Genomic DNA, 12,003 nt, shown 5'->3' on the forward strand with positions numbered 1-12,003 from the left:
CCGCCTCCCCCTCCGCCCACGGCGCCGCGCAGCCGCTGGCGACGCCTCCTCGGACTGGGGTGACGGGACAAGCCCCTCACACCGCGTGCCACCAGGCGGTGATGACGACGTCGTGACCGATCGACTCGTCGAGGGCGGGCGCGGTGGAGTGCGAGGCCGACGATGCACCGAAAAGCAGGTGCGACGGGGCGGCGACAGGGGTGAGACTGCTCGGGCCGGCCGGCGCCGTCGTGTGCCCGCCATCCCCTTCATCTCCGAGGAGCCCGCGCTTGCAGGGTGTTGTCACCGTCTCGCCTTCCCAGGTGCCCGAGCTGCTGCTCAACCTGGCCACCGTCCGCCCGGTCTTCCTGTGGGGCGCCCCGGGCATCGGGAAGTCCTCCCTGGTCAGGGAGTTCGCTGACTCTCTGGGACTGGATTGCGTGAGTCTCATCGGGACGCAGCTGGCTCCGGAGGACCTCATCGGCGTACCGCAGATCGTCGACGGCCGCTCGCGTTTCTGCCCCCCGGAGACGATCGCCCGCGACGAGCCGTACTGCCTCTTCCTCGACGAGCTGAACGCGGCCACCCCCGATGTCCAGAAGGCCTTCTACTCGCTGATCCTCGACCGCCGCATCGGCTCGTACGAGCTGCCGCCCGGCAGCATCGTGATCGGTGCGGGCAACCGTGCCACCGACAACGCGCTGGCACGGCCGATGGCATCCGCCCTGGTCAACCGGCTTGCGCACGTCCATCTGCGGGCCTCCGCGGCGGACTGGCTGGTCTGGGCGGCGGGCGCGGGTATCCATCCGTGGATCACCGACCACCTCACCGACCGGCCGGACCAGCTGTGGTCCGCGCCGCCCAAGACCGAGGAGCCGTTCTCCACCCCGCGCGCCTGGCACATGCTCTCCGACGCGCTGCACTCCTTCGGACCAGCCCTGGACGAGGAGACGTTGAAGGTGCTGGCCTACGGGACGCTCACCCCGGCGCACGCCACGGCCTTCTGCGGTTACGTCAAGATCGTGCGGCACTCGTACGGGCTGGACGCCATCCTCAAGGGGGACGCTTCCTGGCCGCGCCGCATCGAGGACCGCGACCTGCTCTACTACCTCGCCGACTCCTTCCGTGGGCGTCTGATCAAGGAGTTGCCGGCGCAGCGGGAGCACGCTTCCCCGGCCGTGCGGCAGATGGCCTACCGGGCCAAGTCGCTGCTGGTGCAGTTGGCGGAGATCTCGGTCGAGGTCGCCCAGACCGTGATCGCCGACGGTGACGACGACAACCCGGTGCTGCCCTCCTGGTTCCTGCTGGAGGCCGCCCGCGACATGCCGCGCCTGGTCGAGGCGCGCCGGTGAGCGGCGCGCGCGGCGACAGGTCCCGGGCGCGGTCGGCACCCCGCAAGGACCCCGCGGCCGAGGCGTTCGCCGCCGGCGTCGACCTGCTGCGCCGCAACACCGCCCTCGCCGCGCTCTCCGCCGTCAACGGCCGTCTGTGCCGCAGCGAGGAGTGCGAGGAGCACCCTCGCGACGGCTGGGCCTCCGTCACCTCCAACGGCATCGTGCACGCCGACCCCCTGCGCCGCGCGGACCCGCAGGAGTGGGCATGGGTGCTGGCGCACTGCCTCCTGCACCTGGGCTTCGGGCACGTACCGGCCGCCAGGGGCCCGCGAGAGCAGCCCGACCGGTTCGACGTCGCCGCCCGCTGCGCGGTGGTCAACCGCTTCCTGGACACCTTCCCCGTGGGCCGGGCGCCCGTCGCGCTGCCCCCGGTGTTCCCGGACGGCGACGAGGAACAACTGGCCGCACGCTGGCGCCGCGACGGCATCCCCGCCGGGTTCGCGGCGTGCGGCACCGCAGGCCCGCAGCCGGACCAGGTGCTCCACCCCTGGCAACCGTCCTGGAGCGCGCCGGAGGACTGGACCGTCGCCTTCGCGAGCGCCCTGACCCGGACGATGTCGGCGGCCATGGACGTCGCCGGAGGCCGCCGCGAGGAGCTCACCGGTGCGCGGCGCCCGCTGCGTCCCTGGGAGCGCGCCCTGAGCTGGTTCGTCTCCTCCTACCCGCTGCTCGGCGGCATCGCCGCCGGGATGACTCTGGTCGCCGACGCCGAACTCGCCCGCGCCCAGCGGATCTCGGTGGCGGCGGTCAACGCAGAGGCGGGGGAGATCTACCTCAACCCTCTGTGCCGGTTCACCGACGAGGAATGGCGGTTCATCCTCGCCCACGAGATGCTGCACGCCGCGCTGCGCCACGGCGACCGCCGGGGCGGCCGGGACCCGTACCTGTTCAACGTCGCCGCCGACTATGTGATCAACGGCTGGCTGCTGGAGATGGGCGTCGGGCAGATGCCCGAGGGGCTGTTGCACGACCCCGCCCTGGCCGGACTGTCCAGCGAAGAGGTCTACGACCGCATCGCGCGGGACGAGCGGCGGTTGCGCCGTCTCGCCACGCTGCGCGGCAAGGGCCTCGGGGACGTGCTCGGGGAGCCGCTGCCGCGACCCGGGGAGACCGCCCCCACGTGGGTCGACCTGGACGAGTTCTACCGGCGCGGGCTGCTCCAGGGTTTCGAACTGCACCACCGCGAGCGCGGACTCCTGCCCGCCGGACTCGTCGAGGAGATCCGCGCGCTGTCCCACCCACCGCTGCCGTGGGACGCCAGGCTCGCCCGCTGGTTCGACGAGTACGTGCCCCGTCCCGAGGCGGTGCGCAGTTTCGCCCGTCCGGCCCGCCGGCAGGCGTCCACACCGGACATCCCCCGGGCCGGCCGCAGCCACCCGCCGCAGGAAGTGGCCCGCTGCACCTTCGGCGTGGTGCTGGACACGTCCGGGTCCATGAGCCGGGCGCTGCTCGGCAAGGCGCTCGGCGCCATCGCGTCCTACGCCACCGCCCGTGACGTGACCGCCGCCCGCGTGGTGTTCTGCGACGCCGCCCCCTTCGACGCGGGCTACCTGGCGGTGACCGAGATCGCCCACCGGGTACGCGTCAGGGGCCGTGGCGGAACCGTGCTGCAGCCCGGTGTCGACCTCCTCCAGCGCGCCCCGGACTTCCCGCCGGCGGCCCCGGTCCTGCTGATCACGGACGGCGATTGCGACGTCCTGCGGATACGCCGCGAACACGCCTTCCTGATCCCCCGGGACGCCCGCCTTCCGTTCACGCCCAAGGGACCGGTCTTCCGCATGCGCTGAGGCCCGGTCGGCGCAAGGAGGCCCCAGGCGCCGGAGCCGGAACCGGAACCGGTACCCGACGGGCACCGGCTCCCGGGACCCTCAGCCGCCGTGCTTCCGGAACAGCCCCTCCTGGACCACGGAGACCAGAAGGCGGCCCTCGCGGTCGTAGATGCGGCCGCGGGCCAGGCCGCGCGCGCCGGTCGCGACGGGGGACTCCTGGTCGTACAGGAACCACTCGTCGGCACGGAACGGCCGGTGGAACCACATCGCGTGGTCCAAGGAGGCCATGTCGAAGCCGCGCGGCCCCCACAGCGGCTCGACCGGTACGCGCACGGCGTCCAGCAGCATCATGTCGCTGGCGTAGGTGAGGGCGCAGGTGTGCACCAGCGGGTCGTCGCCGAGCGGGCCCACCGCGCGCATCCAGACCGCGCTGCGCGGCTCGGCGCCCTCGATCTCCTCGGCGGTCCAGCGCAGGCGGTCCACGTAGCGGATGTCGAACGGCTGCCGTCGCGCCATCCGCTCCAACTGCTCGGGCAGTTCGCCAAGGTGTTCGCGCAGTTCGTCGCTCAGCTTCGGCAGGCTCTCCGGGTCCGGGACCTCGCGCATCGGCAGCTGGTGCTCGAACCCGGGCTCCGGCACGTGGAAGGAGGCGGTCAGGTTGAAGATCGTCCGGCCCTGCTGCACCGCGACCACGCGCCGCGTCGTGAAGGAGCGGCCGTCGCGGATCCGCTCCACCTGGTACACGATCGGCATCCCGGGGCGCCCCGGGCGCAGGAAGTACGCGTGCAGGGAGTGCACCGGACGGCTGCCGTCCGTGGTGCGCCCGGCCGCGACCAGCGCCTGGCCCGCCACCTGTCCGCCGAACACCCGCTGGAGGCGTTCCTGGGGGCTCTGCCCGCGGAAGATGTCCTCCTCGATCCTCTCCAGGTCGAGGAGGTCCACCAGCCGCTCGGCGGGGTTGGTCATCGGGCGTGCTCCTTCGTGCGGGTGCTCGTCCTCGCGGTCACAGCGCGCCCACGGCCGTCACCTTGACCACCGCGCGGCCCTCCTCGTCGGAGGCGGTGAGGTCGATCTCGGCGGAGATGCCCCAGTCGTGGTCGCCGTCGGGGTCCGCGAAGGTCTGGCGGACCTTCCACAGCCCCTCGTCGGGACGCTCCTCGATCTGCAGCAGCTTCGGGCCGCGCGCGTCGGGCCCGGTGCCCAGGTCCTCGTACTCGTCCCAGTAGGCGTCCATGGCCTCGGCCCAGGCGTCGGCGTCCCAGCCGGACCCGGCGTCCATCTCGCCGAGTTCGCCGAACCGCTCCAGCGCGGCCAGCTCCACCCGGCGGAACAGGGCGTTGCGCACCAGGACCCGGAAGGCCCGGGCGTTGGCCGTGACGGGCTTGACCTGGTCGGCCCGCTCCTGGGCCTCCTCGGCCGTCATCTCCCCGGGGTTGGTGAGCTGCTCCCACTCGTCCAGCAGGCTGGAGTCGACCTGACGGACCAGCTCGCCGAGCCAGGCGATCAGGTCCTGCAGGTCCTCGGACTTCAGGTCGTCCGGGACGGTGTGCTCCAGCGCCTTGTACGCGCTGGCCAGGTAGCGCAGCACGATGCCCTCGGTCCGGGCGAGCTCGTAGTGGGAGACGAACTCGGTGAAGGTCATCGCCCGTTCGTACATGTCGCGTACGACCGACTTGGGCGACAGCGGGTGGTCGCCGACCCACGGGTGGCTCTTGCGGTAGACGCCGTAGGCGTGCGACAGCACCTCCTCCAGCGGCTTGGGGTAGGAGATGTCCTGGAGCCGCTCCATCCGCTCCTCGTACTCCACCCCGTCGGCCTTCATGGCGGCGACGGCCTCGCCGCGCGCCTTGTTCTCCTGGGCGGCGAGGATCTGCCGTGGGTCGTCGAGGGTCGACTCGATCACCGACAGCATGTCCAGCGCGTAGGAGGGCGAGTCCGGGTCCAGCAGCTCGAACGCGGCCAGCGCGAAGGTGGACAGCGGCTGGTTGAGCGCGAAGTCCTGCTGCAGGTCCACCGTCAGCCGGACGATGCGCCCCTCCTCGTCGGGCTCGTCCAGCCGCTCCACGACCCCGCCGGCCAGCAGCGAGCGGTAGATCGCGATGGCCCGCCGGATGTGCCGCAGCTGGGACCTGCGGTCCTCGTGGTTGTCCTCCAGCAGCCGCCGCATCGCGTCGAAGGCGTTGCCGGGGCGGGCGATGACCGACAGCAGCATCGCGTGGGTGACCCGGAACCGGGAGGTCAGCGGCTCGGGATCGGAGGCGATGAGCTTCTCGAAGGTGCTCTCCGTCCACCCGACGAAGCCCTCGGGCGCCTTCTTGCGCACCACCTTGCGGCGCTTCTTGGGGTCCTCGCCGGCCTTCGCGAGGGCCTTCTCGTTCTCGATCACGTGCTCCGGCGCCTGGGCGACCACGAAGCCCGACGTGTCGAAGCCGGCCCGCCCGGCGCGGCCCGCGATCTGGTGGAACTCACGGGAGCGCAGCACACGGACGCGGCTGCCGTCGTACTTGGTGAGGGCGGTGAAAAGCACCGTGCGGATGGGCACGTTGACGCCGACACCGAGGGTGTCCGTGCCGCAGATGACCTTCAACAGGCCCGCCTGCGCCAGCTTCTCCACCAGGCGCCGGTACTTGGGCAGCATGCCGGCGTGGTGCACCCCGATGCCGTGCCGGACGTAACGCGACAGGTTGCGGCCGAACTTCGTGGTGAAGCGGAAGTTCCCGATGAGTTCCGCGATGGCGTCCTTCTCGGCGCGCGTGCACATGTTGATGCTCATCAGCGCCTGCGCCCGCTCCACGGCCGCCGCCTGCGTGAAGTGCACGATGTAGGCCGGGGCCTGGCGGGTCTCCAGCAGCTCGGTCAGCGTCTCGGTGAGCGGGGTCAGCCGGTACTCGTACGACAGCGGGACCGGCCGCGTCGACGAGCGCACGACGGACGTGGGCCGGCCGGTACGGCGGGTGAGGTCCTTCTCGAAGCGCGTGACGTCGCCGAGCGTCGCCGACATCAGCAGGAACTGCGCCTGCGGCAGCTCCAGCAGGGGGATCTGCCACGCCCAGCCCCGGTCCGGCTCGGCGTAGAAGTGGAACTCGTCCATGACGACCTGGCCGATGTCCGCGTCCTTGCCGTCCCGGAGCGCTATCGACGCCAGCACCTCCGCCGTGCAGCAGATGACGGGCGCGTCCGGGTTGACGGAGGCGTCGCCGGTCAGCATGCCGACGTTCTCGGTGCCGAAGAGCTTGCACAGGTCGAAGAACTTCTCCGACACCAGCGCCTTGATCGGGGCGGTGTAGAAGGTGACCTCGTCCCGGGCGAGCGCGGCGAAGTGCGCACCGGCCGCGACCAGGCTCTTCCCCGAGCCGGTGGGGGTGGACAGGATGACGTTCGCCCCTGAGACCACCTCGATCAGCGCTTCCTCCTGAGCGGGGTAGAGGGAGATGCCCCGGCCCTCCGCCCAGGACGAGAAGGCCTCGAAGAGGGCGTCGGGATCGGGCTCTGCAGGCAGCTGATCGATGAGGGTCACACCCCCATCTTGCCTGTCCCCGGGACCAGGGGAGGAACCGGCGGTACGGAGGAAGATCGACCGGCGGTATGGTGTGCCGTCGATTACGCGTCAACTCCGCCTGCAGGCGGGTCGAAAGGGGCGGGGCACACCATGATGGGACCGGCGCACTCTATCTCCGGAGCGGCGGCATGGCTGGGGGTGGGAGCACTCGCCGCCGCGCTCGACCACCCGATGCCCTGGCCGACGCTCGTGGTCGGCGCACTGATCTGTGCCGGCGCCGCCCTCGCCCCCGACCTCGACCACAAGGCGGCCACGATATCGCGTGCCTTCGGGCCGGTCTCCCGGTGGTTCTGCGAGATCATCGACAAGCTCTCGTACGCGACCTACAAGGCCACGCGCAAGGCCGGTGACCCGCGCCGTTCCGGTGGTCACCGCACACTGACCCATACCTGGGTGTGGGCCGTCGCGATCGGCGGGGGCGCCTCGCTGATCGCCGTGTACGGCGGGCGCTGGGGGGTCCTGGCGATCCTGTTCGTGCACGCCGTGCTCGCCGTCGAGGGACTGCTGTGGCGGCAGGCCCGGGTCTCCAGCGACATCCTGGTGTGGCTGCTCGGCGCCACCAGCGCCTGGGTGCTGGCCGACGTGCTGGACGGCACCGAGAACGGCAAGGGCTGGCTGTTCACCGAGCCCGGGCAGCAGTACCTGTGGATCGGCATCCCCATCGTGCTCGGCGCCCTCGTGCACTGCATCGGCGACGCCCTGACCGTCTCGGGCTGCCCGATCCTGTGGCCCATCCCGATCGGCCGCAAGCGCTGGTTCCCGCTGGGCCCGCCGAAGGCCATGCGGTTCCGCGCGGGCAGCTGGGTCGAGATCAAGGTGCTCACGCCGATCTTCTTCGCCGCCGGCGGACTGGGCGCGCTGGGGGCACTCGGCATCTTCGGCGGCTGAGCCCGCCGCCCCCGCCACCCCCGTGGCCCCGGCCGTCGCAGGACGGCCGGGGCCACGCGCATCACCACGGACGGGTTCCGGCCTCACCGTGCCAGGACCGCCACAGGGCGGCGTAGGCGCCGTCGGCCTCCACCAGCTGGTGGTGGCTGCCCAGCTCGCTGATCCGGCCGTCCTCGACCACCGCGATCAGGTCCGCGTCGTGCGCGGTGTGCAGCCGGTGCGCGATGGCCACCACGGTCCTGCCGTCCAGCACACGGGCCAGCGACCGTTCCAGATGGCGGGCCGCGCGCGGGTCCAGCAGCGAGGTGGCCTCGTCCAGCACCAGGGTGTGCGGGTCGGCGAGGACCAGTCGCGCCAGCGCCACCTGCTGCGCCTGGGCCGGGGTCAGCGCGGCGCCGCCCGAGCCGACCTCGGTGTCCAGGCCGTCGTCGAGCGCCCGTGCCCAGCCCTCGGCGTCGACCGCGGTGAGCGCCGCCCACAGCTCGTCGTCACCCGCTCCCGCGCGGGCCAGCAGCAGGTTGTCGCGGAGCGTGCCGACGAAGACGTGGTGCTCCTGGTTGACCAGGGCCACGTGCTCGCGGACCCGTTCCGCGGGCATCCGGGCCAGCTGGGCGCCGCCCAGGGTGATCTCGCCGGCCCGCGGGCTGTAGATCCCGGCCAGCAGCCGCCCCAGCGTCGACTTGCCCGCCCCCGACGGGCCGACCAGGGCCAGCCGGGTGCCGGGGCGGACCCGCAGGCTCACCCCGTGCAGCACGTCGCTGCCGGCGCGGTAGCCGAAGCGCACCTCGTCGGCGTGGACGTCGCGGCCGTCCGGCGCCACCCGCTCGTCCCCGGCGCCCTGCTCGACCTCCCGGACGCCGACCAGCCGGGCCAGCGACACCTGGGCCACCTGCAGCTCGTCGTACCAGCGCAGGATGAGGTTGATCGGGTCGACCAGCATCTGCGCGTACAGCGCGCCCGTCGTCAGCTCGCCCACCGTCACGCGGCCGTGCAGGACCAGCGTCCCGCCGATCAGCAGCACCGCCGCGAGGATCAGCATGTACGTCACGTTGATCACCGGGAAGAGCACGCTGCGCAGCCACATCGTGTAGCGCTCCCACGCCACCCACTGGCGGATGCGGATGCGCGACAGCTCCTCGCGGCGGTCGCCGAGCCGGTGCGCCTCGATGGTGCGCCCGGCGTCCACCGACTCCGCCAGGACCGCCGAGACGGCCGCGTAGCCGGCGGCCTCCGATCGGTACGCCCGCGGTGCGCGCCGGAAGTACCAGCGGCAGCCGGCGAGCAGCACCGGTACGGCCACCAGCACCGCCAGTGCCAGCGGCGGCGAGGTGACCGTCAGCGCGCCGAGCAGCAGGCCGCTCCACACCACGGCGATCGCCAGCTGCGGTACGGCCTCCCGCATCGCGTTGGACAGCCGGTCGATGTCGGTGGTGATGCGGGACAGCAGGTCGCCCGTGCCCGCCCGCTCCAGGACGCCGGGGGGCAGCCCCACGGACCGTACGAGGAAGTCCTCGCGCAGGTCCGCCAGCATCCGCTCGCCCAGGATCGCGCCGCGCAGCCGCACCTCACGGACGAACACCGTCTGCACGGCGAGCGCGACGGCGAACAGTGCCATGGTGCGTCCGATGTGCAGGTCGCGGCGGCCCGCCGCCAGGTCCTCGACGAGGCCGCCCAGCAGGTAGGGGCCGACCATCGAGGCGACGACGGCGACGGTGTTCACCGAGACGAGCACGGCGAACGCACCCCGGTGCCGCCGGGCCAGCTCGCCGACGTAACCGCGCACCGTGGCGGGCGAGCCCACCGGCAGGGTCGTCACGTGCCGTGGCGCGGCCGGGTCGTATTCCGGCGGTTTCACGCCGATCATGCGGTTTCCTCGGCTTTCTCGAGACGTGCGGATTCCTCGGGGGCCTGCTCGGTCTCGCGGGTGACCACCGCGCGGTAGCCGAGGTCGGACCGGAGCAGTTCGCGGTGCGTGCCGGACGCGCGCACCGTGCCGTCCTCGACGAACACCACCCGGTCGGCGCGGTCCAGCAGCAGCGGACTGGAGGTGAGGACCACCGTCGTCCGGTCGGCGCGCAGCAGCCTGATGCCCTGGGCGATCCGGGCCTCGGTGTGCGTGTCGACGGCGCTGGTCGGCTCGTCCAGCACCAGGACCTCCGGATCGGCGACGAGCGACCGGGCCAGCGCCAGCCGCTGCCGCTGGCCGCCGGACAGGGACCGTCCGCGCTCGGTGATGCGGGAGCGCATCGGGTCCCCCGAGTCGTCCACCGAGGCCTGGGCCAGTGCGTCGAGCACGTCGCCGCACTGCGCCGCCGCGAGGGCCTCGGCCGCGGTGACCTGGCCGGAGGCGGGCACGTCCAGCAGTTGGGTCAGCGTTCCCGACAGCAGCACCGGGTCCTTGTCCTGGACCAGCACGGCCGCGCGGGCCGCCGCGAGCGGCAGGTCGTCCAGCGCCGTTCCGCCGAGCAGCACCGAGGGGACGTCCCCGGTCCCGGCCGGGCTGTGCCCGCCCAGCCGGTCGGCCAGGGCACCGGCCGCGTCCGGGTCCCCGCACACCACGGCGGTCAGTTCCCCGGCCGGGGCGAGCAGCCCCGTCAGCGGGTCGTGGAGGTCGCCCGCCGGCAGCGGTCCCGTGCCCGCCGTGACTCCGCCGTCGTCGCCCGCGGTGTCCCGCCGCAGTGTCAGCACGGCGGCGGCGCGCTTGGCGGACGGCCGGGAGAAGGAGTACGCCATCGCGATCTCCTCGAAGCCCCGCAGCGGGAACAGCAGGAAGACCACCGTCCCGTAGACGGTGACCAGTTCGCCCACCGTGATCCGTCCGTCCAGCGCCAGCCGCGCGCCGTACCAGGTCACCGCAAGCAGCAGCAGGCCGGGCAGGGCCACTTGCACGGCGCTGATCAGCGCCCACATCCGGGCGTTGCGGACGGCGGCGCTGCGGACCTCCTGCGAGGCCCGCCGGTAGCGGGACAGGAACAGCTCCTCGCCGCCGATGCCGCGCAGCACCCGTAGTCCGGCCACGGTGTCGGAGGCGAGTTCCGTGGCCTTGCCCGCCTTGGCCCGCTGCTCGTCGGCGCGCCGCGTCGCGTGCGGCAGCAACGGCAGCACGGCCAGGGCCAGTACGGGGACACCCGCGGCCACGATCAGCCCCAGCTCGGGCCGGTACACCAGCAGGGCGACGGTGACGCCGACGGTCGCCAGCAGGGAGCAGGCGAAGCGGGCCAGCGCCTCGACGAACCAGCCGATCTTCTCGACGTCGCCGGTGCTCACCGCGACGACCTCGCCCGCCGCGACCCGCCGGGTGAGCAGAGAGCCCAGTTCGAGGGTCTTGCGCGACAGCAGGAGCTGCACCCGGGCGGCCGCGGAGATCCAGTTGGTGACGGCGGTGCGGTGCAGCATGGTGTCGCCGACGGCGGTCACCGCGCCCAGGGCGAGGATCAGGCCGCCCGCGAGCGCGAGCCGTCCGCCGGAGCCGTCGACGACGGCCTGCACGGCGATGCCGACGGCGGCCGGGAAGCAGGCCACGGCCGCCATGTGGAGGGTGCCCCACAGCGTGGCCTTGATCTGGCCACCGATCTGGCGCCGTTCAAGCCAGAGCAGGAAACGGAAGCCGGAGCGGGTGTCGGGGACACCCGGGTCGGCATGGGGGAGAGCGCGTAGCGACATGACGTCCCGACATCGATGCTGGGGTGGGAGGAGACGTGCCAGCGTCGCGTCACCGAGGTGACGAATTCAACCCGTTTTTTCCGGGGCGGGGCGGAACGGGACACGGTCCGCATCCGTCCTCACCGAAGGGTGCGAAGATGGAACGCGACTTCAGGGAAGAGGGGCGGTTCGAGTGAGGCGTGGGGCGGGGACGGTGGCCGTCGCGGCGGCGCTTGTGCTGCTCGTCGGCTGTGCCGGTGGCGCGGAGGAGCATCGGGACACGTCGGGGCACGCCGTGAAGCAGCCGCCGCGCGCCACCCAGGCGGCTGCCACGCGTGGGATACCGGGCGTCGGCCCCGCGCTGCGCTCCCGCGTCCCCGCCGACTCCCGCCAGGTCGTCGCGGTGTACGGGGAGGCCGCGGGATCCGCCGACTCGACCATCGTGCTGTACACCCGGCAGGGCGACCTGTGGAAGCGCGAGCGCTCGTGGTCCGGGCACAACGGCAAGGACGGCTGGACGACCGACCACCACGAGGGGGACAAGAAGAGCCCCGTGGGTGTCTTCACGCTCTCGGACGCGGGCGGTGTCCTGCCCGAGCCGCAGGCCAGGCTCCCGTACCACCACTCGTCCGCCTTCGCCGCGCCGCGGTCGTGGTCCCGGTCGCACTGGCACGACTTCGACCTCGTCATCGCCATCGACTACAACCGCAGTCCCTTCTACCCATTTCCGAGCCCCACAAACCTCTCTACAACCCGTAAGACCACTTTTTTT

8 protein-coding genes are annotated in these 12,003 nt (G+C 72.5%); 4 read left to right on the forward strand and 4 right to left on the reverse strand.

Annotated features, from left to right (window positions below):
• Nucleotides 1-269 precede the first annotated feature (269 nt).
• Both PV341_RS39025 and PV341_RS39030 read left to right on the forward strand, forming a co-directional pair.
• Nucleotides 270-1,331, forward strand: a complete 1,062-nt coding sequence (locus tag PV341_RS39025) for an ATP-binding protein (RefSeq protein ID WP_500360277.1) — start codon at nt 270-272, stop codon at nt 1,329-1,331.
• A complete protein-coding gene (locus PV341_RS39030) occupies nt 1,328-3,160 on the forward strand; it encodes a vWA domain-containing protein (RefSeq protein ID WP_500360278.1) in 1,833 nt (610 codons plus the stop codon). The genes PV341_RS39025 and PV341_RS39030 overlap by 4 nt, the downstream gene beginning before the upstream one ends.
• 81 nt (nt 3,161-3,241) lie before the next feature.
• On the opposite strand, the gene PV341_RS39035 is transcribed toward PV341_RS39030, so the two are convergent.
• Nucleotides 3,242-4,108 (reverse strand): acyl-CoA thioesterase, encoded by an 867-nt coding sequence (locus PV341_RS39035; protein WP_500360279.1) that lies wholly within the window; start codon nt 4,106-4,108, stop codon nt 3,242-3,244.
• 37 nt (nt 4,109-4,145) lie between these two features.
• A complete protein-coding gene (locus PV341_RS39040; RefSeq protein ID WP_500360280.1) occupies nt 4,146-6,659 on the reverse strand; it encodes a DEAD/DEAH box helicase in 2,514 nt (837 codons plus the stop codon).
• Between the two features lie 132 nt (nt 6,660-6,791).
• Here PV341_RS39040 and PV341_RS39045 point away from each other — a divergent pair, with 132 nt between their 5' ends.
• Nucleotides 6,792-7,589: a metal-dependent hydrolase gene (locus PV341_RS39045; protein WP_500323259.1), complete on the forward strand. Its 798-nt coding sequence runs from the start codon at nt 6,792-6,794 to the stop codon at nt 7,587-7,589.
• Between the two features lie 61 nt (nt 7,590-7,650).
• Here the strand turns inward: PV341_RS39045 and PV341_RS39050 are convergent, their stop codons facing one another.
• Both PV341_RS39050 and PV341_RS39055 read right to left on the reverse strand, forming a co-directional pair.
• Complete coding sequence (locus tag PV341_RS39050) at nt 7,651-9,453, reverse strand: ABC transporter ATP-binding protein (protein ID WP_500323260.1); 1,803 nt, start codon at nt 9,451-9,453, stop codon at nt 7,651-7,653.
• Entirely contained in the window at nt 9,450-11,252 is a 1,803-nt protein-coding gene (locus PV341_RS39055) for an ABC transporter transmembrane domain-containing protein (protein ID WP_500323262.1), read from the reverse strand. Before PV341_RS39055 ends, PV341_RS39050 begins: the two co-directional genes overlap by 4 nt.
• Before the next feature lie 193 nt (nt 11,253-11,445).
• Here PV341_RS39055 and PV341_RS39060 point away from each other — a divergent pair.
• Nucleotides 11,446-12,003, forward strand: a 558-nt coding sequence (locus PV341_RS39060; protein ID WP_500360281.1) for a hypothetical protein, incomplete at its 3' end; no start/stop codon positions are given.

The organism is Streptomyces sp. PA03-1a, from assembly GCF_033792805.1.
Classification (GTDB): domain Bacteria; phylum Actinomycetota; class Actinomycetes; order Streptomycetales; family Streptomycetaceae; genus Actinacidiphila.

Coding starts and splice junctions, on each gene's coding strand:
- PV341_RS39055 (WP_500323262.1), bottom strand. CDS start 11,252: ATGTCGCTACGCGCTCTCCCCCATGCCGACCCGGGTGTCCCCGACACC.
- PV341_RS39050 (WP_500323260.1), bottom strand. CDS start 9,453: ATGATCGGCGTGAAACCGCCGGAATACGACCCGGCCGCGCCACGGCAC.
- PV341_RS39035 (WP_500360279.1), bottom strand. CDS start 4,108: ATGACCAACCCCGCCGAGCGGCTGGTGGACCTCCTCGACCTGGAGAGG.
- PV341_RS39045 (WP_500323259.1), top strand. CDS start 6,792: ATGATGGGACCGGCGCACTCTATCTCCGGAGCGGCGGCATGGCTGGGG.